At 67.2% G+C, this 21997-nt stretch carries 25 protein-coding genes; 6 read left to right on the forward strand and 19 right to left on the reverse strand.

Annotation, left to right across the window (positions count from 1 at the left end):
• Window positions 1-36: 36 nt before the first annotated feature.
• Together AC1Q49_RS07730 and AC1Q49_RS07735 are read left to right on the forward strand one after the other, a co-directional pair.
• Window positions 37-267, forward strand: a complete 231-nt coding sequence (locus AC1Q49_RS07730; RefSeq protein WP_375992805.1) for a hypothetical protein — start codon at window positions 37-39, stop codon at window positions 265-267.
• Window positions 260-1225: a hypothetical protein gene (locus tag AC1Q49_RS07735; protein ID WP_060960681.1), complete on the forward strand. Its 966-nt coding sequence runs from the start codon at window positions 260-262 to the stop codon at window positions 1223-1225. The genes AC1Q49_RS07730 and AC1Q49_RS07735 overlap by 8 nt, the downstream gene beginning before the upstream one ends.
• A gap of 9 nt (window positions 1226-1234) precedes the next feature.
• Here AC1Q49_RS07735 and AC1Q49_RS07740 read toward each other — a convergent pair whose 3' ends face one another.
• From AC1Q49_RS07740 to AC1Q49_RS07830, 19 genes are all read right to left on the reverse strand, one after another.
• Complete coding sequence (locus AC1Q49_RS07740) at window positions 1235-2488, reverse strand: AlbA family DNA-binding domain-containing protein (RefSeq protein ID WP_375992801.1); 1254 nt, start codon at window positions 2486-2488, stop codon at window positions 1235-1237.
• A 147-nt stretch (window positions 2489-2635) separates the two neighbouring features.
• Window positions 2636-3205 carry a hypothetical protein gene (locus tag AC1Q49_RS07745; RefSeq protein WP_174524690.1) on the reverse strand — a complete coding sequence of 190 codons (570 nt, stop codon included), beginning with the start codon at window positions 3203-3205 and terminating at the stop codon, window positions 2636-2638.
• 8 nt (window positions 3206-3213) lie between these two features.
• A complete protein-coding gene (locus AC1Q49_RS07750) occupies window positions 3214-3642 on the reverse strand; it encodes a single-stranded DNA-binding protein (RefSeq protein ID WP_060960679.1) in 429 nt (142 codons plus the stop codon).
• Between the two features lie 53 nt (window positions 3643-3695).
• Window positions 3696-5468, reverse strand: a complete 1773-nt coding sequence (locus AC1Q49_RS07755) for a type IV secretory system conjugative DNA transfer family protein (RefSeq protein WP_492491432.1) — start codon at window positions 5466-5468, stop codon at window positions 3696-3698.
• Window positions 5465-5983: a hypothetical protein gene (locus AC1Q49_RS07760; RefSeq protein WP_060960677.1), complete on the reverse strand. Its 519-nt coding sequence runs from the start codon at window positions 5981-5983 to the stop codon at window positions 5465-5467. The genes AC1Q49_RS07755 and AC1Q49_RS07760 overlap by 4 nt, the downstream gene beginning before the upstream one ends.
• Before the next feature lie 68 nt (window positions 5984-6051).
• On the reverse strand, window positions 6052-7545 hold the full coding sequence (locus AC1Q49_RS07765) for a putative type IV secretion/conjugal transfer ATPase (RefSeq protein ID WP_060960676.1): 1494 nt from the start codon (window positions 7543-7545) through the stop codon (window positions 6052-6054).
• Window positions 7542-8021: a hypothetical protein gene (locus tag AC1Q49_RS07770; RefSeq protein ID WP_060960675.1), complete on the reverse strand. Its 480-nt coding sequence runs from the start codon at window positions 8019-8021 to the stop codon at window positions 7542-7544. Before AC1Q49_RS07770 ends, AC1Q49_RS07765 begins: the two co-directional genes overlap by 4 nt.
• 53 nt (window positions 8022-8074) lie before the next feature.
• Entirely contained in the window at window positions 8075-9538 is a 1464-nt protein-coding gene (locus tag AC1Q49_RS07775) for an SCO6880 family protein (RefSeq protein ID WP_060960674.1), read from the reverse strand.
• Window positions 9535-10926, reverse strand: a complete 1392-nt coding sequence (locus AC1Q49_RS07780) for a conjugal transfer protein TrbL (protein WP_082808095.1) — start codon at window positions 10924-10926, stop codon at window positions 9535-9537. The genes AC1Q49_RS07775 and AC1Q49_RS07780 overlap by 4 nt, the downstream gene beginning before the upstream one ends.
• A 33-nt stretch (window positions 10927-10959) precedes the next feature.
• Entirely contained in the window at window positions 10960-11229 is a 270-nt protein-coding gene (locus AC1Q49_RS07785) for a DUF6112 family protein (protein ID WP_060960673.1), read from the reverse strand.
• A 95-nt stretch (window positions 11230-11324) separates the two neighbouring features.
• Window positions 11325-11591: a DUF6112 family protein gene (locus tag AC1Q49_RS07790; RefSeq protein WP_492491436.1), complete on the reverse strand. Its 267-nt coding sequence runs from the start codon at window positions 11589-11591 to the stop codon at window positions 11325-11327.
• 10 nt (window positions 11592-11601) lie between these two features.
• The gene (locus tag AC1Q49_RS07795) at window positions 11602-12762 is read right to left on the reverse strand and encodes a M23 family metallopeptidase (protein ID WP_060960712.1); all 1161 of its coding nucleotides are present in this window, start codon (window positions 12760-12762) and stop codon (window positions 11602-11604) included.
• A 12-nt stretch (window positions 12763-12774) separates the two neighbouring features.
• Window positions 12775-13455: a hypothetical protein gene (locus tag AC1Q49_RS07800; RefSeq protein ID WP_231735175.1), complete on the reverse strand. Its 681-nt coding sequence runs from the start codon at window positions 13453-13455 to the stop codon at window positions 12775-12777.
• Window positions 13452-14459, reverse strand: coding sequence for a ParB/RepB/Spo0J family partition protein (locus AC1Q49_RS07805; RefSeq protein ID WP_060960671.1), 1008 nt, complete (start codon window positions 14457-14459; stop codon window positions 13452-13454). Before AC1Q49_RS07805 ends, AC1Q49_RS07800 begins: the two co-directional genes overlap by 4 nt.
• A 2-nt stretch (window positions 14460-14461) precedes the next feature.
• A complete protein-coding gene (locus tag AC1Q49_RS07810; protein WP_231735174.1) occupies window positions 14462-15361 on the reverse strand; it encodes a hypothetical protein in 900 nt (299 codons plus the stop codon).
• Between the two features lie 10 nt (window positions 15362-15371).
• Window positions 15372-15782, reverse strand: coding sequence for a hypothetical protein (locus tag AC1Q49_RS07815; protein ID WP_157553806.1), 411 nt, complete (start codon window positions 15780-15782; stop codon window positions 15372-15374).
• Complete coding sequence (locus tag AC1Q49_RS07820) at window positions 15779-16435, reverse strand: DUF2637 domain-containing protein (protein WP_060960670.1); 657 nt, start codon at window positions 16433-16435, stop codon at window positions 15779-15781. Before AC1Q49_RS07820 ends, AC1Q49_RS07815 begins: the two co-directional genes overlap by 4 nt.
• Window positions 16432-17322 (reverse strand): bifunctional DNA primase/polymerase, encoded by an 891-nt coding sequence (locus AC1Q49_RS07825; protein ID WP_492491440.1) that lies wholly within the window; start codon window positions 17320-17322, stop codon window positions 16432-16434. The genes AC1Q49_RS07820 and AC1Q49_RS07825 overlap by 4 nt, the downstream gene beginning before the upstream one ends.
• Window positions 17322-18410 (reverse strand): ArdC-like ssDNA-binding domain-containing protein, encoded by a 1089-nt coding sequence (locus AC1Q49_RS07830; protein ID WP_492491442.1) that lies wholly within the window; start codon window positions 18408-18410, stop codon window positions 17322-17324. Before AC1Q49_RS07830 ends, AC1Q49_RS07825 begins: the two co-directional genes overlap by 1 nt.
• A gap of 230 nt (window positions 18411-18640) precedes the next feature.
• Here AC1Q49_RS07830 and AC1Q49_RS07835 point away from each other — a divergent pair, with 230 nt between their 5' ends.
• From AC1Q49_RS07835 to AC1Q49_RS07850, 4 genes are all read left to right on the forward strand, one after another.
• Complete coding sequence (locus AC1Q49_RS07835; protein ID WP_492491443.1) at window positions 18641-19276, forward strand: helix-turn-helix domain-containing protein; 636 nt, start codon at window positions 18641-18643, stop codon at window positions 19274-19276.
• 91 nt (window positions 19277-19367) lie between these two features.
• The gene (locus AC1Q49_RS07840) at window positions 19368-19883 is read left to right on the forward strand and encodes a hypothetical protein (RefSeq protein ID WP_157553807.1); all 516 of its coding nucleotides are present in this window, start codon (window positions 19368-19370) and stop codon (window positions 19881-19883) included.
• Complete coding sequence (locus AC1Q49_RS07845) at window positions 19883-20839, forward strand: hypothetical protein (protein ID WP_375992766.1); 957 nt, start codon at window positions 19883-19885, stop codon at window positions 20837-20839. Before AC1Q49_RS07840 ends, AC1Q49_RS07845 begins: the two co-directional genes overlap by 1 nt.
• A gap of 14 nt (window positions 20840-20853) precedes the next feature.
• Window positions 20854-21936, forward strand: a complete 1083-nt coding sequence (locus tag AC1Q49_RS07850) for an alpha/beta hydrolase family protein (RefSeq protein WP_375992763.1) — start codon at window positions 20854-20856, stop codon at window positions 21934-21936.
• Window positions 21937-21997 lie beyond the last annotated feature (61 nt).

Below are 21997 nucleotides of genomic sequence, written 5' to 3' on the forward strand. Positions count from 1 at the left end.
CGAGAGCATGTCGACGCCGTCCTCGAGCACGTTGCGGTGCTCGCCTTCCTCTACTACCCGGACATCGAGGTCGACGACCCCACGTACCATCTGGGCGAAGACATTGAGTGGTGCATGGCGCGACTCGGCGATGTGTCTGACGTCGAGCGGGCGCGGATGCGGGTGTTGGTCGCGCGCGCGATCATCGACCCGACCGCGACGCGCGAAGAACTGTTCACCGCCCTCGCTGAACTCAGCGGCGTACTTGCGGTGGGCCACGATGAGTGACCCGCTCGATCCAGACGAGCGCTCGGCCCGGCTGGCCGCGCAGAGGAGGGCATGGAACGACGCTCACCCGACCTACTACGCCGACTACCGGGAGCGAAACCGTGAGTACATCCGCAAGACGAACCGCGAGCGCGAGCGTCGGCGCGCGCAACGCGAGCGAGATGAGAAGGAGCGGCGGCAGAAGGGCATCGAGCGGGCAAAGGAATGGGCACGACAGCATCCGGAGGAACGTCAGCAGGCACGCGAGCGCTATAAGCAGAAGCATCCAGAGGCGTACAAGCAGGCGCAGCGCGAGTACTACTACCGAAACCGTGAAGCGATCGCCGAGCGGCGGCGGGAGCGAGAGGCCGCGGATCCCGAGAAGGCTAACGAGGCCCGTCGGCGCTCGGTCGCTCGGGCGCGCGCAGCCGGGCGCGCAACCGAGTGGTCACCCAGTCCCTCCCAGCAGGAGTCGTATCGACAGCGTGAGAACGAGGCCAGGCGTCTGCAGCGTCGTCGCGCTCGTGCCGGACTGCCAGACCGACGGCTCCACCGCGTCCTGGCAGCGGAGCGGCGCCACAACGACAGCGCCGCAGATGCGTTCTTCGCCCGCAGGCGCACCGGGGACGAGATGGCGCGGATCAGGGATCAGGACGTGCCTACTCCACGAGAGTTGGTGCACGCACTACAGCAACACTCAGAGGCGCGCCGGGTGGCCCGTGAGATTCTGGCCATCGCCGACGTGTACTTCGCAGATCACGAGCTTGAGCTGCGGGCGCGAGTCGCCGAGGTTTCGCGGGCGCGCTTTCGGGCGGGGCTGCTCCCTCTCGACGTGTATACCGAGCCGCGCCGCCGCGCCCTTGAGGTAGCGAATGCCCATTATCGCGGCGGCGTCGTTTCTTCGCTCACCTCATCGCTCCCCATGTTCCAGTGGATGACGGCGGACTTGGCCAAGCGCGACCACGACATCCAGCTCTGACGGAGCCGACTATGCAGGCTCGTCGCGAGAAGGTGGCTGGATCATGAGCACGTTCGTGATGCCGCCCTGATTGACGCAATCCTGGGCGAAGTCGTGCACGTGCCAATAGAAGTCCGTTGGCGGCTCGAGGACATTCACGGTCGTTTCGACCCGGGTGTAGCGGTGCAGTGGCACCGACACGCCCTCATAGGTGAAACCCATGTTGTCCGTCGTCAGGATCGTCAACGGTTGACCACCCGTCCACTGGATCCCGAGACGCAAGTCGTACTCGTCGTTGTCGATCGTCTCGGCTGTGGTCCGCGTGAGGGCCATGAGGTCGGCGATGGCGCACTCAATGGCGGCAGATTGCACCTGCCAGCCCTCGAAGTAGGCGTCGCTGCTCATACGATGCCCGCCGACCGCCGCGGCGATCGTCACGGAACCATCGTGGTGAATGCTCACCCAAGCTTCTTTCCAGAGAGAGCGTTCATCGCTTGCCTTGTTCATGGCGACCCAGCGGCGCAATCCGGGACGCGGGTTGTCGAGGTCGACGTTTTCCAGAGGGTGGACGCCTCCGCGCCCGGCGTAGATGAGGGCCAACCCTACGGTCTTTGTTAACACCGCTCGTGCTTCCTCGCGCGTGAGTCGGTCGCGGAAGCGAGGGATACGTGGGTGAGCCACCGCGATTAGCCATGCGCGGTTGTCGGTATCCCGTCCTGCTGCGGCCTCGTCGAACAGCGCGTCCAACGCCTCAGTGGCGTGTCGGCGTTCCTCGAAGCGAGCCCGGTACATCGCTTCTATCTGGCGTTCCTTCATCCACACGGTGTCAGAATCGTTCCGGACTGGGGCTGCGAAGTAGTCGTTCTTGAAAATCAGGTGTGGCCCGTCGATGCTCGCGGGCACTTCCACCACCACGGCGCGATTGCCTTCCACGCCGAGGCGATGGACGTTGAGTCCGAAGACAGGGGGCGAGATGGCGGTGATCGCCGCGCTCCGTATGGAACGCTCGTATGCCTCGTCGAGCTCTCCTACATCGACTCGCTCGGTAGCAGCCTTCTGCGACTCGCGCACGCCGAACACGATCACCCCGCCGCCGCTGTTCGCCATCGCCGCAACGTCCTTCGGAAAGTCCGTCTGCGGCAGGCCTTTCGCCGGCGGTAGCTCCGACTTCCAATCGAGATCGTTCGCTTCGGCGACCCCCGCCGCGATCGCACCATCGAGGATTTCGTCGGTCAGCGGGCACGGCGTGAGGCCGAGCGCCCGGTGCAGCGCGGTGAACGTCATGCTCCCAGCGTAGGGACGAGCGCCGACGCTTCTCAGACTTCGAATGCGTGAGCGACTCGCCCTCCTGCGCCGCCACCCGCCGCATCACGAGAAGCGTCGCATGCCACTTCCCGTTGATACGCCGGAATGGCGAGGAGGCCTCGGAAACTACTCTGGACGGTGGGTCTCAGCCGCGATGAATGCGTCCTCAACTGCGCGCCGACGCGCGACGTCTTCGACGACGAATCGGCGGAAGTCGGCTGCCCGGTCGTCGATCGTGATCTCTTCCACCGACGGCGTTGGATCCTCGCCTGGCCACGCCGTCTGACGTGTCGCCCGATCGCGATCGAGGCGGGAGCCGCAGGCGGCGACCCAGTCGTGCAGGCGATCGCGAGCCTCGCTGAAGTCACGGTGCCAGCCGAGAGGGGCGGAACCGTGCTGCTCTTCGTCGTAGGCGCACAGCCAGTGCAGGTGCAGGGCGGACAGCTCCCAGACGAGTTCTGCGTGGCGATGCCACAGCGGCGGGATGATCGATGGTCCGATGCCGTACGTGCGGCGCAGCCAGTTCACCCAGCGGTCGAGCTCGACCCACTCGAATGCGGCTTGGTCGGAGGTGAGTAGATTCCAGTTCACCGGGCGGGGGACGTTCGGCAGGCCCTCGGGCTCAGCGTCGGGGCCGTCTGGCAGCGGTGGCTCGAACTCGTACCCGGGGAAGCTGAGAGGCTCGTCGACGGTCATCGGGTGTCTCAGCGGGCGAGCGGTTGGACAGCTGGCCTTGCGGGCGCAGGCGCGGCTGCCGCCACGGGCGGAAGCGTGTTGCGGCGGCGCTGCAGGGTGTAGTTCGTGCGGGCGGAGTCGTGTCCGAGGCGCTTCGCGACGAACTCCTCGGATTCGACCGTGGTGCCGTCCACTTCCCGGGTCGACGTGTGCGTGTAGCCCTCGGCGATGAAGGCATCGCCCTTGTTGAACATCGCGTAAGCCCGTTCCGCGTTTCGCCGGAACATGACGAGGTCGTGGTAGGTGGTCTCGGTCTGGGTGAACGTGCCGTCGTCGTTGCGTTCGAAGTGCTCCTGGCCGATGCGCGCCCAGAAGCGTGCTTCGCCTTTCGCGTTGAACGCGAGCTGCGGTTCCGACGCGAGGAACCCGGAGAGTGATTGCTGGGTGTGGATGGTCATCGGATGCTCCTACGAGAGGCGGCTGGTCGGCGTTTAGCGGGAAGGTGCGTCGGCTATCCCCGCTGAAGTTGTTCTTCGACTTGCGCCCGTTCGGTGCGCAGTGATGTCGCGTCGGGGCGCGCGGTCCACTCGCGCATGCGCGTGACGATCGGTGGTGCCGACCTCAGCAGCAGCAACGCCGTGCCGTATGGCAGCGTGCGGATGACGTCCGGCGGCATGATGGGCACCCGGCGTGTCGAGCGCTGGTTGGAGCGCATGCCACGTTCGCCGACGGTGATCGAGTCGGTGATCTCGTCGCGGTCACCGATCAGGGTGGCGATGTCTTGGAGATCTCGCGATCCCGACGCTCCGCCGAGCACGACCTTGGCGATACTGGCATCCCAGATCGCGGTAGCGGCGTTGTCACCCCACCGTTGCCGTGCCTGGGCGAGGGACTGGAGCACGGGCATCGTGGTGATGCCGGTGCCTCCACCTTCCGCCATTAGCACGGGGAGTGAGGGCAGGGGCGCGAGGTTGCCGACCTCGTCGAGCGCGAGCAGCAGTGGGGGGTCGAGGCGCGCGCCCGGTGATCGTGCGGCGACTTGGCGGGCTGTTTCGACGAGGTCTTCGACGAGCGCGGCAACGAGGGACGAGGAGGCCCCGGCGCCAGCTCCCGTTGCGAGGAGGTACAGGGTCCCGTTGTGGCGGAGGAAGCTCTCCGGATCGAACTGTTCGTCTTCGCTCGGGCTGACGGCGTCGAGGACGCGTGGGTCGGCCAGCGCACCCAACGCCAACGACACGCCTTGCCAGATCGAGTCTCGGGTTCGTGGGTCTGCGTCGATCATCGCCGCGAGCGACTCGGCCCATCCCGTCGCGGCTGCCGGGTGGGAGGTCAGGACAGCGACGGCATCCTTCGCCGCGGCCGGGTCGAGCGTCCAGCGGAACAGTTCTGCGGGTGAGCGCCCGTCGAGCGCCGCGGCATGCAGGAGCGCCTGCAGGGCGGTGCGAGTCTTGCCTTCCCAGAACCCGCCGTTCTCCACACCGGCGCCCGACAGGCCTGTACCGGCGGCAAGGCCGGAAGCGCGGATCATCGCGGTGAGGGGGAGTTCGCAGCCGCGCACTGGCGACCACCGTAGGCCTGCTGGTACGCCCGGCGCGAGGTGTTGCGGGTCGAACACCGCGACCGGGCCGCGTCTCATCCGTGCGCGAATGGTGGTCGTGAGGTTGTCGGGCCTGGTGGAGGTCGTGACGACCGCGCCGGGTGAGTCGAGGATCGAGTTAATCACGATGTGGGCGCCCTTGCCCGAGCGGGGCGGGCCGATCACGAGGATGGAGTCCTCCACCGATGTCCACACCTTCGTTCCCCGCGCGGTGCCGACGAGGTAGCCGACGTCTTCGGGCCGTGGCGTTGCGACAGATGCCCGGAGGTGCGCGGCCCTCGACAGGAGAGAGTGATCGGAGGCAGCGCGGCGAATCTCGGCCGCGGAGGCGATGCCGGCGATGTGGTTGGGGTCGGGCCCGGTGTGCCGCATGTGATTTCGGATGCCGCGCCACGCCCACCATCCCACGGCGGAGATCAGCGTCACGAGAACCGCCACGACGGCCCAGTAGGCCGCGGCATTGAGTCCGGGGGAGCCGAGCGCAACTCCCGGATCAGCGGCGGAGCCGAAGACACCCAGCCCGGCGGCAAGGCCCCCGGTCGGCTGCGCGGCACCTGAGAGGAACGCGGCGATGTTGCCCGCGACACGCAACACGCCGGCGACGGCGACGACCCCGACGAGGGCGAGGAGCGCGAGGTTTGTCAGGCCGTCGCGGCCAGAGATATTGACACCGCCACTGCCGGTCATGTGATGCTTCCGAACACGCACGTGCCGGAGATGCGCCCGGCCAGGACGACCTCGCCAGTGGCGCTCGCCCGGCAGAGGTCCGGTTCCAGCAGTGCGCGTGCGGATCCGTCTGCGGATGCCTTGACGTGCCGCACGATGATCGCGACGGCAACCTCTTCGCCGGCGAGGAAGCCCTCATTGCCCTGCACGACGCGAGGCGGCGCGATCAACGGCGCCGCCTCGATGAGCGGTTCGGGAGCGCAGACGAGCTCGCCCGTTGCTCTTCGCGCATCGCCCCGAGAACGCGGCGGTGCGCTCGACGTGATCGAGCCCCGCAGCGGCCGGGTGATGAGGTCGGTGAAGACCGCGCCATCCGTCTCGTAGATGACGACGCGCACCGGCGACCCGTGCGCCCGCAGCACCGTGTCGATGATCTCCGCGAAGGACGCGCGGTTCCAGGATGGTCCGAAGCGCGGCGGTTCGAACGGTGTCCCGTCGACGGCGACGGTCATCGTGCCGTCCGGCGCGATCGTCATCTTGATGACCGGAAGAGCCGCGGGGGCGCGGATGACGTCCGATCGATCTCGTACTGCGTGTGCTGTGCTCATCTCACGCCCTCCGTCATGCGGCTCGTTGTGTCGAACGCGGCGAGCTCTGCGGGATGCATCTGGTGCTGCACCACGAAGCTGCGGTCCTTTATCCGCCAGAGACCCTGACCGGTAGCCAGGCCCGGCAGCAGGCCCTGCTCGGTGCTCGTCAGGCCGAGCGCGGTCGCTGTCGCCCCGAGCTGATCCGCTTCCTGCCGATAGATGATTCGGGTCTCCGCGTTGGCGAGAAGCGATGAGGCGATGGCGCGCATCGCGGAGCCCTGGTCGCCGACGTTGTCGAGATCGGAGAGCTTGTGGAACACGAGGAGGTTCGCGATCCCGTAATGGCGGGCGAGGCGCCATTGCGCATCCATACGGCGCAGCAGCGCGGGATGTGACATGAGTCGCCAGGCTTCGTCGTAGACAACCCACCGCTGCCCGCCGTGCGGGTCGAGGAGAGCGGATTCCATCCACGCGGAGGAGCAGGTCATGAGCACCGAGACGAGCGTCGCGTTCTCTGCGACGCGCGAGAGGTCGAGCGAGATCATCGGAAGGCTGGGATCGAAAGTGACTGTGCTGGGCCCGTCGAACAGCCCGGCCAGGTCGCCAGCAACAAGCCGACGCAGCGCGTGCCCGACGACCCGGCCGTCCTCGACGAGCCGATGGTCGGCGCGTTGGGAGGCGTCAGGAGAGAGGATGCGTTCGACGACCATCGGCAGGATCGGTGTGTCGCACGAGCGGACGGTCTCGGCGAGAGCGAGGTCGATCGCCGTGTGCTCGAGTGGGCTGAGTGGTCGATCGAGCACTGTTTCGGTGAGCGCGCCGATGAGGTCGCGGCGACGCGCGGCGACTTGCCCGGCCCAGCTCTCGTCGGACAGGCCAGCTGGGCGATGCCCTTCATCGAGAGGGTTGAGCCGGGTCGCCATGCCGTGCCCGAGCACGATCGCCTGTCCGCCGACGGCTTCCGCCACGGCGGTGTGTTCGCCTTTCGGGTCCCCCGGCACGTAGACCCGGCGACCGAAGGGGATAGAGCGCGTGTACAGGCTCTTCACGAGCGACGACTTGCCTGAGCCGACGATCCCGGCCAGCACGATGTTCGGCGCGGTGATGATCCCGAGTGAGTAGAGCACCCACGGGTCGTAGACGAACGAGGCACCCGAGTAGAGGTCTTGGCCGACGAAGACGCCCCGCGACCCGAGGCCACCTTCGGCCAGGAACGGGTAGGCGCCCGCCAACGTGGCGCTGGTGTCTTGATGGCGTGGCAGACGTAGGTGCCCAGGAGTTCGAAGCGCTGCGGGCCGCGCCTCGCCGGATTCGGGAAGGTAAGTGGTTGCGCGCTGCTCCGCGCGTAATGCGTCCGCTTCGGCACGGCCCTCGGCGGTTGTGGCGGCGCGTGCGGTGGCGTTGAGGCGTCGGGATGCCTTGCGCCGGGCGTGACGCTCCTTTCGGCGTTCGCCCGCGGGATCCACGAGCACGGTCGTGTGGACGCGTTCGCCTTCGTGCGCGTTCATAGCGTCATCCCGTCGCGACGGTGCGGTCTCGGAACGGAGTGGTGGGTACCGAACAGGCCGGTGGGCTGGAACGAGTCGGCGGCGTTGACGCGCGGCACGAGTGACTCCGAGACCGGCTCGGGGGTCGAGAGGGAGTCCCACGCGATGCGGCCGGAGTGCTGCGATGCCCGGTCGAGGGCAAGGCCGGCTCTCGCGACCAGAGTGGATGCGCGGCGTAGCGCGAGGGCGGCGGCGTGGGCTTCCTCGACCCCTGCCCAGTGGTCGCCGTCGTCGGTGCGGGCGATCGCGTCGGCGTTGGTGTGCGCCAAAGCGAGCTGATCGAGCACCTGTTCGAGCGATCTGAGTCCGCCCAGCAGGTCGCCGACCACCTCGTACGTCTGTGCCGGGTTGTCGAAGGTGCGTGTGGCGTGGGCGAGGGCGCGCAGGGCCGTGCACGCTTCTGCGCCGTCGCTGACGGGGTCTTGGAATGAAGGCATTGCGTCCCCTTGCGAGAGAGTCGTCAGTCAGGTACTTCGTGCGTCCCCGCGCGTCACACGGATCGGCAGAGAGGCAGGGCGGCGGCGGCGAACGCTTGCGCCTGCTGCCCGACGAGCCGTCGCGTCTCGCAGGCGGCTTGCACGGCCGCTTGCTCGATGGCCGCGACCGCCGCATCGAGTTCGTCGACGGTCGGCGCCGACACGGCGATGAGCCCGGTGAATCGCAGCACGCCGTGTCCGGCCGTCAGATCGGACTCCTGCTGCAGCACGTCGTTGTACTCGGCGGTGCGCGCGGCATCCTCAATCTGGCCGATCTTCGCGCGCTGCGCGGCGTCCGAGAGCAGGCCCACCTTCTTCTTGCGGATGTCCCGGGCGGCAAGATCGGCACGGACCGGTGTGCACGTCAAGGTGAATGTGCGTTGGATGCCTGAGGTGAGCAGCAGCGGAGACAGGAAGCCGGGGTAGACCTGCGACCGCGGCCACTCCGAGATCCACAGCACCGCGTGATGGGCCGAGTCGCTGTGCAGCCGGTCCCAGGTTTCGGAGACCGCGAGGGGACCGGCGGTCGCGAGGGACCGGCCGATGTCACCGTGTCGCTCGAGCGCGGGAGCGGCTGCGGGATCGTATGCGGAACGCAGCACGACTGCGACCTCACCGGGTGTGAGCCAACCGGTGGGTGTCAGGTCTGCCGCGCGAAGGGCCGCGGCAAACGTCGTCATCTCCTGGCGGAGCACGCTCGCCGCACCCTTCATGCCGCCCCCGGCGGCGCGGATCTGCCGTGCGGCGGCCCTCATGTCGAGCGCGAGGGACACTGTCGTCGCGTGCCGTTCACCTGCCGGCCCGGCACGTTCGATGAGTTCCCTGTAAGTCACCGAGGGCCAGGATTCATCGTCGATGCCGTGCAGTGTCCACCATTCCGCCAGCCCGCTGCCAGAGCTGGGAACGGTCCGCTCCGAAACCTGGACGCGCGCGATGCGCCCCGAGCGGCACACCGTGGCGAGCACACGGCCCCAACCCGTCACGCGACGTTCCTGTTCGCCGCTGTCGAGCAGTACGAACGCCGGATGCGTGATGCCGGCGATCACCGTCAGCGTCTGAGCGTGAGGGTCTTGAATCATGGCAGCGCCCGTCTCAGGGTCGACCCACTCGCGTAGCGCCGCGGCGTCACCCGGGAGCGCGAGGGTGCCGGCAGGACGCGGCTTGACCAGGTCCGCACGGAAGTGCAGTTGCCCGCCGATGCTCCGCCACATCCATCGGACTGAGATCGGCACCCATTCGATGAGCTTGCGGCCGCCGACGGCGACAAAGGCGAGCACGACGCTGGTCACCCATATCGGGGCTGTGATGACGAAGAGGTTGCCGCCGCCCGTGTAGACGGCGCTGGTGAAGGCCACCAGTCCGATGGCGAGCGTCACGAGCTGCGCCAGCGAAAGCCCGAGCATCACGCCTCGCTTGGGGAGCCGCGAGAACTGAATCGGATGCAACTGGTTCGCCCGAGGGGCGTTGTTCGCTGTCATGCCGTCGTCCTTTCGAGCGGGGCGGGAGTCGATCGCGGAGGGGGTGTCGCGGTGCGGGGCGGCGCCGGTGTGCGCAGCTGTGCGGACGGTTGCTCAGCGACTCGCGTGCCCGACGGCAAGGGCGATGCCTGGACCGGGGCGGCGCCTTCGGCCTGGCCCATCGCTGATGCTCCGGCGGCATTGCCGAGCTTGGGGCCTGCGGCGGCTGCTTTGCCGACCACCTGGGCGCCGACGACGACCGCGGCGGCGGGGCCGGCCGCCGCCGCGGCGCCTGAGGCACCGGCGCCCGTAGCGGCACCGGATGATCCCGCACCGGTGGCCGCCCCCGACGCCCCCGCGCCGGCTCCGGACCCGGCGGCGGTGCCCCCGGCGCCGGATGCGGCGGTCGTGGACGCTCCTCCCGACTGGCCACCGCCGTCGAGGATCGACTTGGCCGACTGCGCCGTCCCGGGTGTCACCGGCACGGGCACGGGGCGGTTGAGTGCACCCTTTGCCTCTTGCTCGGTCGACATCGCGTGGTACATGTCGACGCCGACGAAGGAGATGAACTTGTAGGTCATATACGGGGCGAAGGCTGCGACGAGCATGAGCACGACGCCGGCGACCGGGTCGCTGATGGAGGCGAGGTCCAGATCGATCGGTGCGGCGGCCTGGTTGATCGCGACGAGGAACAGCACAACGAGGACGAGCTTCGAGAAGACGAGGGCGACGACGAACGCGACCCATTTGCCGAACCAACCGCGGGCAGCATCCCACGAGAATCCGGCGAGGGCGATCGGGGCGAACACGATCGCCACCAGCAGCAGAGCTTTGCGGATGAGGAGCGAGAACCACACGATCGCGGTCGCGGCGATCGCGAGCCCACCGAGGAATATGGTCATGATCGCGCCGACGCCGGGGCTTGCGATGTTGATCGCGACGAGCCCGGTCGCCATCAGAGCGATCCGGTCACCCATCCCTTCCATCGTGTTCCCCGTTGCTTGGACGATCCCGATCGCCAGCTGATCCGTGATTTCGAGCAGGGTCGCGGTGAGGGCGATCGCGACGAACGATCCGAGCACGGACTTGCCGAGGCCCACGGCAGCTCGTGACAGCGCGGTCGGGTCGCGGTGCGCGAGCCCGGTGATCAGTTGCAGGCAGAAGAACACCAGCATGACGAACAGGGCGACGCCAAAGAGCAGGTTGTAGACCTGCACGTACTGGGCTCCGGTGACGTCGACGAGGGTGGTCGTATCGAACACCGTCCAGACGGCTTGAAAGAACCACGCCGCCGTCGACGCGAGTGTGTGTGCGAGCCAGTCGAAGGGCGCGGCGACGAGAGAGGTGACCCCTGCTCCTACGGCTTGACATACCTCGGCGATTGCCGGGATGTCGCACACGCCATCCACGCGGGTCGTCCTTCCCGATCGGTCGCGCCCTGCTCAGACGGACTGGCCGACGCCCCAGAAGAAGTTCACGAGCGTGACCGACGCGCCGCAGATGATGGCCGCGCCGCACGCCACGAGAACGCCGAGCTTGCCGCGAGATGCGAGGTGCGGGTTCGAGGAGTTCGCTCCGTACCCCCACGCAACGGCGGCGATGATAAGGGCGAGGACCGCGAGGATGAGCCCGACGGTCATCACTGCGCCGACGATCACGCGGAGTTGCTCGATGCCGGGAAGTCCCGACGCGTTGGGGTCGATGTCGATCATGACGGTGCTCCTTGTCTGCGCAGAAAGAACTTGCGTACAAGGTGCGTGCGGCATCCCCGCGGTCGAGCGATCCCGCTTTCACGCGCGTGCTCGGCTCAGAGTTGTTGGCCGACCCCGAGGAGGAAGTTCATCCACCCGACACCCGCGCCGGCGAGCACTGCCGCGCCGATGGCAACGAACAGCCCCGCGCGGGCTCGCTGGGACGACTGGTAGTTCCCGCTCGCCGACGCTACCGCCCAGGTGACGGCACAGACGAGGATCGCGAGCACCGCGAACACGAGAACGTACATGAGGAGCGCGCCGACGATGGCGCGGAGCTCACCCGCACCGCCCACTGCTCCCAAGTCAGGGAAGATGTCCATTCCAATCACCTCACGCGCACACCGCAAGGCCAGAAGTGGCGGCATCCAGGCCTTCGGCGCCGTGCTGGGCGAGCCACGTGTTGGAGTCGATTGATGACTTGAATGAGCCGCCCGGGCGGATCTCGAAGTGCAGGTGCGACCCCGTGGATTTGCCGGATGATCCGACGTCGCCGATGTGCTCGCCCGCAGTGACACGTTCGCCGACTGACACGTGGATGCCGGTTGCCCACATGTGGGCGTATGCCGACGCGACCCGTTCGCCGCCGACCGTGTGTTCGATGAGGATCAGGTTTCCGTACCCGCCGTTCGGGCCGGCCCACGTGACCACCCCGTCCGCGATCGCCAGGATCGGCGTGCGGTCGGCTGCCGCGTAGTCGGTGCCCGCATGGAACGCCTGCAGGCCGGTCACCGGGTCGGTGCGCGTACCGAAACCACTCGCCCGCACCCACGTGTCACTTGGCAAGGGGAACACGACTCGGGTGGTCTCCGGCACCGAATCGAGCGGTGTGCTTCCCGTGTTCGACGATGCGGGCGGTCGGGTCAGCGCCGAGATGATCGCCTCGGCGACGGGCTGGTAACGCTGGTATCGGTCAGGGAACGCCGAGCGTTCGACGGCCTGCGCCGCTGCACCGGGATCTGCGGACTGCCAGCCCGCAATGTCGAGGAGCCCGGCGGGTGAGGGGAAGTTGGGTCCGGTTTCGCCGCCGAAGAACGCGCGCGCCTGGTACTTCGGATCCATTAGCTGGTCGACGCTGCCCCAGCCCGAGGTCGGCCGCATCTGGAACAGGCCGAGTGAGTCGTGGTCGCCCCCGACGCCGTCGTGGGGCAGGTCGAGGGATGCCGGGTGGGCGGCATTCGCCAGCATCCGCAGGGTCGACTCGGTGAGCGCGGCCATCAACGCAATGAGCACGCCCTGCCGTCCAACGCCCTCGATGCCGCTGCCTGTTGTAATGATCGTCGCGGCATGCGTGAGCTGCGTGTGGCCCAGCGTCACCGATACGCCGTCGCTGCGCACCGCGGTGAGTCTCTCCGGGACGCCTGTCACGACCAGCCCGCCACCGGCCTGACACGTTGCCAAAGCCGCAGTCGAGAAGACGAGCGGAACCGCGATCAGGCCAGCGAGCGGCAACGCAAGCACGGCGATACCGAGAAGGATCAGGAGCTTCTTCATGCTCATGCCCCGTCAAGGGAGCGGGTGGTCCACCTCAGAGAGCCGAAGCAGGCGGCACACGTCGAAGCTCGGCTCGCACGCGATGAAGAGCGTGAACGTGATCGGTCGCGACGACTCTTGCGGCTGTGTTCCCACGACGCCGGCGCGGTTTCGCGTTCCCTTGACCGTGTACGCGATCGTCCCCGGAAGCAGCTGCCCTGGTGCCGCTTGAGCTTCTGCCTCGGTCCAGGATGCCGGGACGAAGACCTCATCGATGGTGAGCCACTGCCGGGTGCTGTAGGTGCGCAGGGTCGACCAGGCCGCCGCGGTCGGCAGGTAGCTGCGAACGTCGGCAGCAAGTCCCGCGGTCTCCGTACCCGAAGGATCCCCGGCATCGACGACGACCTGCGCGTGGTCGGCCGGGGTGAAGTCGGTCGCAGTGTCCCAGTCGATGAGAGCGCGAGCGGCATCGCGTGCGAAGGACTCGGCATTCGTCGTCGATCGGATGGGGGGAAGTGTGGCGCTCGGGGATGTCGGACCCGCAACGCTGGTCGAGGGGGAAGAAGGCGTCGGATCACCGGCGGTCGCCGGCGTGGTGGGTGCCGGTGCCAGCACGAGTCCGTACAGGCCGACACCGACGAGGGCGGCCAGAACAGCGAACCCGATCGAGACGAGCACGACGAGACGCTTTCGGGGGCGATCAGTTGCGGTCATGAGGCGATCTCTTGTGTGAGCTGGGCGCGTGCCCTCCGTAGCGCCGCGAAGAACTCCACCGTCGCGGTGAGCGTCGATTCGAACCGCTCCAGCTGCTCGTCAGTCAGTCCGGTCGCCACAGCATCGACGTCGAAGTGGGTCCACCACTGATCGAGGTCCTCCCACACCCGCACGAAGGCCCGGACGGGGAAGACATGCGCGGACGCAGCACGAGCGCGGTTCGCTCGGCGACCGCGCTTGGCTTCCCTAACCCGTGCAAGTGCCGCGTTCGCCAATTGCTCGAGTTCGTCGGGAGGTTCGAAGTCGTCCGGTGCCTCGAAGTCCTCGAACTGCTGTGGCGGCTCGGGATCTATGAACTCACGGATCCGTGCGTGGGCCGCAGTGACGCTTCCGCCCTGGTCGATGAGTCGCAGCTCCTCGGCGGCCCTCTCCTTGAGCACGGGGTCGGCGACCGGGTTGGCGACAAAGCGTTGCAGTTCGGCGATGCGTTCCAGCGTCGTGTACGACGCGCGGCCCGTGACCATCTGCGCGGCTTGCGTGCGGGTCTTGCCGGGCTTGAACTGCGGTGGTGCCACGGTGGCACCACCGCCCTTTCCGCCCTGCGGATCCGGACCACCGAAGCGCGTCGCGACCTGGCGGCGAGCCGCGTCGTCGGTGATGTAGGTCTTCAACTCGGTGTACAGCGCCGCGGCCTCGGTCGGCGTGAGCGGCTTGTGCAGGACGTTCTCAGCCTGCTCAGCCAGCAGTTCTGCGAGGCGATCCGAGATCCCGGCTCGCACCCACACTTTGATCGTCTTCTCGCCCAGCCGCTTCAGGGCTTCGAGCCGTCGTGCGCCGCACACCAGCACGCCTTCGGGTGTCACCGTGATCGGCTGCAGCAGCCCGTCACGGGTGATCGACTGGGCGAGCTCATCGATATCGCCGTACTCGCTGCGGTGACGCCTCCCGACGATGATCGACTCGATCGATCGTTCGAGCTCGATGTGGCCGACGCTTGTTCCCATGGTCACCGCCTCGATCGCTCGTTAGGGGCGGTGAGACTGACCGCGAGGACGAGGTCGTCGTCTGTCAGAAGGGAACGCAGCGGTTCGCCGATCAGTAGCCGGAGCAGGATGCCGCGGCCCGCTGTGGTCCGTGCGACCTCTGGTTCCGGGTTGCCGAGGACGGCGCGCAGCAGCCCGTTCCACGATGCTGACGACAGGTCGAGGAGTGTTCGTCCGTGGACGTCGCGGCGCAGGGACTCCCACGCGGTCGCGCGGGAGGGAACTTCGCTGAGCCGGGCGCAGATGTACTCCATGGCGGTGCGGGCGGGCGTGCGCGGCCAGCCGAGGAGTGCCATGAACGCGATCGCGTTCTCGACCGCCTCAGTGATGCCGACACCGTCGGATGTGGTCCCGTCAGCCGCGGAGTCTCCGGCGGGATCCACCCGAAGCGCCGGGTGGTAGTCACTCAAGGGGTTCTCTCGGTCGCTAAATCGCTCGGGGTCGTGGAACGACGAGAACTCTGGCCTGCGCGCCTGGTACACCGAGCACAGCAGGCCGTTCGCACGTTCTTCGGCGATCAGCGTCACTTGCACCGCTCTGGTGACCACTGCCCAGGGATCTTCGGCATTGCGCACCGCGGCCGAGCGCATCGCATCGAAGGCGGCCGCGGCTGCGTCCCAGGGATCGAGCCCGTGCTTGCGGGCGAGCTTCGCGTACCGCCGGACGACGTGCCGCATGAGTGCTGCCGCTTCTGCGTCGCGGCGCCACGCGCCGTGATCTTGGTCGGCGAGGCGAGTCAGCAGGTCGCGCAGACCTTCCGAGCTTTCAAAGGCGGCTGGCGCCTCCGCCGGCTCGGAAGCGACCGCTGTAAGCGGCGGGCGCTCAGTTGCGTCGACGGCCGGCTGGGAAGTCTGGGGTGACATGGCAACCTCGCTATCGACCGATTCCCGAGCGGCGGACGGCGCGATGGACCGTGCGACTGTTGCCGAATGCCTCCGCTGGCGGGAGGTGAAGAGCCCGTTCGCGGATCGCGCGGCGAGTGCTCGCAACTCCCTGAGTGGGAAGCGAGCGCATTCTGCGAGCGAGGGAGGATTCGAGGTCGATGCCCTGACCCGCCACCCGCCCGGTGACGGCGGGAACGAGTTCCGTGGGCCGCATCCACACGACTTCGCTGCGAACTCGTTCGCTCCCGTTCAGCACGAGCGGCTGCTTCGCGAGTGACGGATCGCCGTGCCGCGCCAGCTCTGAGACTTCGTCGGAGGCCCGCTTGTTGACGAGTTCTCTCTCTGCGGTATCCACACCAAGCGGCGCGTGGGGGTGTTCGACGTGTTCGTATTCGTTCATGGCGTGGCTCCCTTCTGAACCTCAGGTGTGCGGATCGTCCCCGCGAACCATCGGCCGACTGTCGACGGGTGCACTCCGGTGGCACTCGCGATCTCCTTGTTCGACATCCCGCGCTGACGCATCACCACGGCGATGTCCTTGCGGGCACCCTGCTCCGAAACGTCCATCGGCGGGCGGAGCTGCATGATTTCCGTGGAAAGGTCTCGTGCCGCCTCACCTGTGGAGGACACGTCAAAACGGAATCGCTGAGTGAGGACAACGGTGAGGTGCGTGATCGCGAGCAGCACCAGCGGAGGGACTGCGGCGACGGATGCGGCGAGCACGGGTGGCACATCGGCATCGGCTGCGACGATCGCGTGGATCGAGTTCGCGGTGACCGACACTGCGGCACCGGCCACCAGCAGCATCCACGGATACCACGCACCCCGTTGCCCGGCGAGCGCGACGACGGCGACGGTTCCGACGACGATGATCCCGTCCACGATGAGCGGCCACGCCCAGGCTTGCGTCGGTGCGATCCCGGAGCGGCGTGCGAGATCCGCGAGAGAAGTGAAGGACAACCAGAACGCGCCGGCGGCGATGAAGACTGTGCCGATGATGGCCGTCCACACCGCAGACCGCGCCGATCGCAGGTCCGTGGTGCCGGGGATCATAGGGCTATCTCCCCGTTGAGCGCGCGGGAACCTGTGCTTCCCGCGCGGATGCGAAAGGGCGCCACCTGCCCCACCACCGTTCGGTACGCGGAGCGGATCGTCGCCACGATCTCGGCCTGGTGCAGCCCCGCGCGTTCGGCTGCCGGCCCGAGCGCGTGGCGCGCGTTCTGATCGGTGATCCCGTTCTCCGCGAGCCGGCAGGCGGCCCAGTACAGGGCACGGTTCCGCTCGCCCTCTCCACGAGTAGCCAGCCAGGACGCGATTCGTTCGACGTCGACCTCGCGTTCGGCCCCCGCAGGTGCCCGGATGGCTGGCGTCGGCCGCGGGTCCAGGAACTGTCGAAGTGCGGCGCCGTCGATAGGGGCGGCATCCCCACGTCCGGCACCGATCAGCTCATATGTCGACCTGTTGCCTTCGAACAGCACCTGCGACGGCGGCACGATGACGTAGGCGCCCTCGCCGCGGAAGTCGATGCCGGCACAGGCGGCCTGCCACGACGGCTGAACACGGTCGGGTTCCGCGGGGTAATAGGCATGCATCCCACCGGACGCCGTCTTGACCAGCGCCTGCCAGCGGTCGACGAGACCCTCCCGCCGCGCGAGCTCGAACGCGGCGAACCCCCGCACCCGACCGTGCACGTCTATGTCGACGACTTCGATACCGGAAGCCCGTCCGGTCGGCATGCCGATGTTCGCCTGGGGCCACCGCGCCCACCATCGGGCGACCTGGTCGCTGTCAGAGGTGGCGTCATGGAACCCGTGCTCGGTGAGCGGGCGCTTCTCTGCGGGCTTGCAGGGGAAGATCGGTACTCCGGCTGCAGAGAGCCTCTCCGCTCCCTCGCGCGGTGAGAGGCCGATCACTCCGGCGAACAGCGCGACGGTATCCATCAGAGATCCCGGATCGAGGCTGTCGGGCGGTCGGAGGCGTGCCGATCGTTCGCGAAGCGGGCACGGCCGAAATGTTCAGCCCGACCCGCGGCGGTCGGCAGGTGGGCACCGTGCTGCGTCGCTCTTGTCAGACCGGGCGGGTCGCCCGACCCGACCTGCACTGTCGGCAGTGCTTCCAGGATCGCGACCGCTGTCGCCCGCACGCGCTCACCCGTTGCTTGCACGACTTCCACAGGCGTCTTTCCATCGACGGACGTCGCCCATGTCGCCACGTAGGGGATGGTGTATCCCGCAGTGTCGAGACCGCGGGCTGCTCCGATCATCAATGCGACGGACTCCGCTTCGACCTCGCCGATCCCGCGATGGAGCACGGCATCCGGGTTGTCGGGGCCGTGCAGCATGACGTGGGCCAGTTCGTGAGCGAGCGTCTTCGTGCGCGCGGCCGGATCCATGTCGGCCCGTACGGCGACGCTCCGGGTGAGGTAATCAGTCATGCCGTTGGCTCCGCCGAGTTCGTGACCGCTCGCAACAGTGCGCAGCGAGTACCCATGACTGCGCACCAAGGACGCCAGCCCATCCCAGAGGCCTTCCGGGGCGTCTCCCGCGAGCAACTTCGGAGTCGGCCGGTGCGGGATCGGCGCGCCGCTCGTCTGCGAGGCATCCCACACGTATGTGGGCCGCACGCCAACAAGCCGTGAACGTACGACGTCGTTGGGCCTGGCAGACTCGCGGGGTGCGAGACGACGCCACGACTCCGCAACCTGCGGGGTGGGCGAGGCGAACCGCGCGAGGATCGGCGCGAAGATCATGTAGCCGGTCTGGCCGCGGTCGACCGACCTCCCGAGAGCAAGCCACTGCCGAAACCCTGCGACGTGCGTCGGCGCCGGTTCCGTTACCCGCCCCTGCTCGAATGCTGTCAGGTGCTGCAGCCAGATCAGCATCGTGTTGTTGAACGAACGAGCGCGGAATCGAGCAGCGAACTCGAGAGCCCGAACCCAGTCGCCGCCCGTCACTAGCGTGGCCACGGCTTCCGCGAGTTGCGCGTGTAGCCGTTCAAGCTTCGCCTCAGTGAGGTCCTTGCGAGTCATGGTAAGGGCGCCTCCTCCGTCTCAGCCGGCTTTGGCGGCTTCGTGTGGGAGGTACGCGTCAACTCACCGTCGCGTCGGCGGCAGGCGGGGGAGTGGACATCGGGGGTATGCGTACATAGGTGCACCATACGCCTCGTGTGCTGAATTAGGTAGCAACGGGTGCGGAATGCGTATAGCGATACCCTGCTGTCGTGGGTAGAGGTTCCCAGGGTGAGGCTGGCGCATGGTCAATGGATCTCGTGCGCGCAGTGTCGACGCTTCGAGATGCCGCCGGGATGACGAACCAGGAACTGATCGACCGGGCGGGGATTTCGGCCACATACTTCTACGGGCGACTGCGGGGTGCCGCACCCCTTGATGCGAACGACATCGAGAAGCTCGCGCAGGCACTGGGGACTCACCCACACGAGATCTCGCGTGTGGCAGCATCTATCGGCGACGCTCGCGAGATCGAGCCGATCGTCGACACGGACGCCAAGGAACTGGGTCGCCGGCTAACCGCGGTATCTCGCGCGCCTCGCCTGGACGGATCCGCATTCGATATCGACGGTCTTGTCAGTGAGCTCGCCGAACGTGGAGTCGCGCTGGATCGCGAAGAGTGGTCTAGCCTGCTCGCGGGTGACTCCAGCACACCTATTCGTGTGAGGGTGCTTGAAGGCGTCGGGGCGTATGCCGGGGTTCCTACGGCGTACCTGCTCGACCTGGCTGACGCTGCCGCAGTAGAAGCAGCGGAAGCGAACTTCGAGTTCCGCGAGGCGCTGAAGGCGTCGGGCGCGGACTCGGTGTCAGCGCGCGCGGTCGGCGAGATCTCGCCCGCCGCATTGCGGGCCATTGCGCAGACCCTCAGGTCGATCTCTGCGCGTTAGCGCATTCACCTGACCTCTACTGCGCATCGGCGTACAGTGGAGAGCATTCGAGCGATCGCTGTGCCGAGGTCGTGATCGGAGGTCGGGCGTCATGAGCTATCGCGCATCTCGACATCATGAAGAGTTGCGCGCCCGCGCCGAGGCGCAGCTCGAGCGCCTCCATCTCCCAGCCGACGTAGAACTGCAAGACATCGTGAGGCAGGTCGCGGCAGCGACCGGTCGACGAATTGACATCGAGCCGGTCGGCGATCGGGACTGGGAGAACATCACCGGGCTGGTGCTACTGACAGCCGATTCGGCCAAGATCCTCGTGCGGAAGTCCGACCCTCGCTGGTACCAGTTCCACACGGTGCTGCACGAGCTGTCGCATGTTCTGTTCGAGCACGCCGGGTGCGCGACTCTGCCCGTCAAGCATCCGGGATCTCGTCATGTGCGCGCAGGTCAGACCGTGCTCGCGCGCGGCATCGTCACTCCGGACTTCGAGGTCGACCTGGACTTCGCCGACACTGAACTCGTGATCGAAGCCGAGGCGGAGAAGCTGTCGCAACTCCTGTCGCGGCTGCTGCTTCGACCTCGCCACGGCCATGACGAGGCGGTGTTCGGCTGATGGTGCTCAGTATCGAAGCAGTTGCATTCCTCGCACTGCTGCTTCTCACCCTCATCCGGTTGCCGTCCGCGATCCGCGAGCCATCGAGTCGACTGACCTGGATCGCCACGATCACCGGGCTCGCAGCAGTCTTCATGGTCGGAGTCGTCGTTCCGTTGCCGATCATCGACGGCTGGCTCGGCGGAACGAACGTCGCAAACCTCGTCCAGAACATCCTCGCGACGACCGCATTCTGGTTCGTCATGCAGGCGGCGCTCACGCTCGATGGCAGCAGGTTCAATCCGCGCAGTCTTTGGGAGCTGCCCGCGATGTTCCTCTCCTTCACCATTCCATTTCTGTTGATCGCCGATCGTGGATCGACGACGGACGACTTCATAAAGGAGACCGCGGATCAGCTCGGCCTATGGGCATACGCATCGCTCTACATGGGATGCGTCGTCTTGATCATGACCCGGATGCTTCGCGGCATCCACGGGCGCACGCCTCGGCCGTACATCCTCATCCGCATCGGCGCCTGGGGAATCCTTGGGGCGAGCCTCATCGAGATCGTCTACCTCACCCTGCGCGTCGCCGGCCTGGGGCGCACGCAGCCCGTCGAAACAGTCGGGGCTCTGTTCACGATTCCGTTCTACGGGGGTGTCGTCCTGGTGTGCGCCGGGATCATCGTGTTCGCCGTCGCCCGAGCCGGCAGAAGATCGATGAACGCGACCCTTGGACGGCTCCTCGCGAAGGCGAGCCTCGATCGCGGGATGATTGTGAAGCCCATTCCCGACGAGGACCCCGTGCACGAGACATACCGGCTGGCGGTTCGCCTGACGGACATTGCCAACAGCCAAGAGTTGACGAAGCGCGAACGAGTCCTTCTTCGCGCTGCAACTGAAATGCTCGATCGACAGATGCGGGCGCCAGCAGTAGTCCGGATGTCAAGCGTTGCGGGGACGGTGAGGGCACCTTGAAGACAATCGGCACTTTGGCCGCGGTCTTCGTCGTGCTGCTAGCGGCTGCCACAGGAGTGATCTGGCTGCTGGCACGTCGCATTGTCGGCGTCGAGCCGCGACGCAAGACTGTGACCGCTCGTCGCGTCGGCGACGATCTCGAGTTGCCGCAGAGCGACCTCACGGCTGTTGACGGGAGCTACGGCCTCTGGTTCGGAGAACGTTTTGAGCACCACGCGTTGATTGGGCCCGTGGTGTCGTCGGACGAACACCGCGTCATCCGTCGTGTGCTCAAGACGACTGCACCGATCAGCACGGAGCCCTTCGAAGCGCAGTGGACCGGACACACCATGAGCGGTCCTGCGGAAATCGACCCCGACTGGGAGGACGTGGCGGTACCTCTTCGCGACGGCGCATCAGCCCCGGCGTGGCTCTTCCGACGCACTGCCCTCGATGGGCCTTGGGTGATCCACGTTCAGGGGATTCGAACGTCGAGACTCGTGACACTGCGCTCGGTCGAGGTGGCGCAGACCGTCGGCCTGACGTCGCTGGTGATCACCTACCGAGGCGCTGGAGATGGGCCGAAGGCATCCGCGTCGACACTCGGGCAGCGCGAGTGGACGGACCTGGCCGACGCCATCGCGTACGCCCGAGCTCACGGAGCTACCGCCGTGTACGTAATTGCGTGGTCGATGGGCGCGGGGCTCGCGCTGGAACTTCTTCGCCACGACCCCATGGCGTTCGATCGACTTGCTCTGATCGCTCCTGCGACCAACTGGCGAGAGATCATCCGGCAGGGTGTGAAACGCGCTGGACTCCCGGGTTTCGTTGCTTCCGTCGTGACTTGGGCGCTCGGCTCACGCGTCGCGAGTCGACTGGCCCGGATGCCAGTTCCGCTCGACTTCGACCGGCTTGACTGGAGTCGGAACGTCACGACTGACATCCCGACGGTCGTTATCCATTCGAAACGGGACGAAGAGATTCCGTTCGAACTCACCCGCGCGTTCTCCACTCGCTCGAACGTGACGCTTGTCCAGACGGCAGATGCTCCACACGGGTGGGAGGCCAACGTCGATCCTGAGGGATTCCGATCTGCACTCCGGTCCGGGCTCCGGTGACGATAGATCGCGGCCGAGTTCGACTCGATGCTGCCGAGGCACAGTCACTGCGGTGATCCGC

The sequence above is a fragment of the Microbacterium sp. MPR-TSA4 genome (assembly GCF_058792815.1).

Excerpts from the sequence above, each read along its gene's own strand:
- AC1Q49_RS07735 (WP_060960681.1), top strand. The coding sequence starts at position 260 with ATGAGTGACCCGCTCGATCCAGACGAGCGCTCGGCCCGGCTGGCCGCG.
- AC1Q49_RS07740 (WP_375992801.1), bottom strand. The coding sequence starts at position 2,488 with ATGACGTTCACCGCGCTGCACCGGGCGCTCGGCCTCACGCCGTGCCCG.
- AC1Q49_RS07745 (WP_174524690.1), bottom strand. The coding sequence starts at position 3,205 with ATGACCGTCGACGAGCCTCTCAGCTTCCCCGGGTACGAGTTCGAGCCA.
- AC1Q49_RS07750 (WP_060960679.1), bottom strand. The coding sequence starts at position 3,642 with ATGACCATCCACACCCAGCAATCACTCTCCGGGTTCCTCGCGTCGGAA.
- AC1Q49_RS07755 (WP_492491432.1), bottom strand. The coding sequence starts at position 5,468 with ATGACCGGCAGTGGCGGTGTCAATATCTCTGGCCGCGACGGCCTGACA.
- AC1Q49_RS07760 (WP_060960677.1), bottom strand. The coding sequence starts at position 5,983 with ATGACGATCGCGCCGGACGGCACGATGACCGTCGCCGTCGACGGGACA.
- AC1Q49_RS07765 (WP_060960676.1), bottom strand. The coding sequence starts at position 7,545 with ATGAACGCGCACGAAGGCGAACGCGTCCACACGACCGTGCTCGTGGAT.
- AC1Q49_RS07770 (WP_060960675.1), bottom strand. The coding sequence starts at position 8,021 with ATGCCTTCATTCCAAGACCCCGTCAGCGACGGCGCAGAAGCGTGCACG.
- AC1Q49_RS07775 (WP_060960674.1), bottom strand. The coding sequence starts at position 9,538 with ATGACAGCGAACAACGCCCCTCGGGCGAACCAGTTGCATCCGATTCAG.
- AC1Q49_RS07785 (WP_060960673.1), bottom strand. The coding sequence starts at position 11,229 with ATGATCGACATCGACCCCAACGCGTCGGGACTTCCCGGCATCGAGCAA.
- AC1Q49_RS07790 (WP_492491436.1), bottom strand. The coding sequence starts at position 11,591 with ATGGACATCTTCCCTGACTTGGGAGCAGTGGGCGGTGCGGGTGAGCTC.
- AC1Q49_RS07795 (WP_060960712.1), bottom strand. The coding sequence starts at position 12,762 with ATGAAGAAGCTCCTGATCCTTCTCGGTATCGCCGTGCTTGCGTTGCCG.
- AC1Q49_RS07800 (WP_231735175.1), bottom strand. The coding sequence starts at position 13,455 with ATGACCGCAACTGATCGCCCCCGAAAGCGTCTCGTCGTGCTCGTCTCG.
- AC1Q49_RS07805 (WP_060960671.1), bottom strand. The coding sequence starts at position 14,459 with ATGGGAACAAGCGTCGGCCACATCGAGCTCGAACGATCGATCGAGTCG.
- AC1Q49_RS07810 (WP_231735174.1), bottom strand. The coding sequence starts at position 15,361 with ATGTCACCCCAGACTTCCCAGCCGGCCGTCGACGCAACTGAGCGCCCG.
- AC1Q49_RS07815 (WP_157553806.1), bottom strand. The coding sequence starts at position 15,782 with ATGAACGAATACGAACACGTCGAACACCCCCACGCGCCGCTTGGTGTG.
- AC1Q49_RS07820 (WP_060960670.1), bottom strand. The coding sequence starts at position 16,435 with ATGATCCCCGGCACCACGGACCTGCGATCGGCGCGGTCTGCGGTGTGG.
- AC1Q49_RS07825 (WP_492491440.1), bottom strand. The coding sequence starts at position 17,322 with ATGGATACCGTCGCGCTGTTCGCCGGAGTGATCGGCCTCTCACCGCGC.
- AC1Q49_RS07830 (WP_492491442.1), bottom strand. The coding sequence starts at position 18,410 with ATGACTCGCAAGGACCTCACTGAGGCGAAGCTTGAACGGCTACACGCG.
- AC1Q49_RS07835 (WP_492491443.1), top strand. The coding sequence starts at position 18,641 with ATGGATCTCGTGCGCGCAGTGTCGACGCTTCGAGATGCCGCCGGGATG.
- AC1Q49_RS07840 (WP_157553807.1), top strand. The coding sequence starts at position 19,368 with ATGAGCTATCGCGCATCTCGACATCATGAAGAGTTGCGCGCCCGCGCC.
- AC1Q49_RS07845 (WP_375992766.1), top strand. The coding sequence starts at position 19,883 with ATGGTGCTCAGTATCGAAGCAGTTGCATTCCTCGCACTGCTGCTTCTC.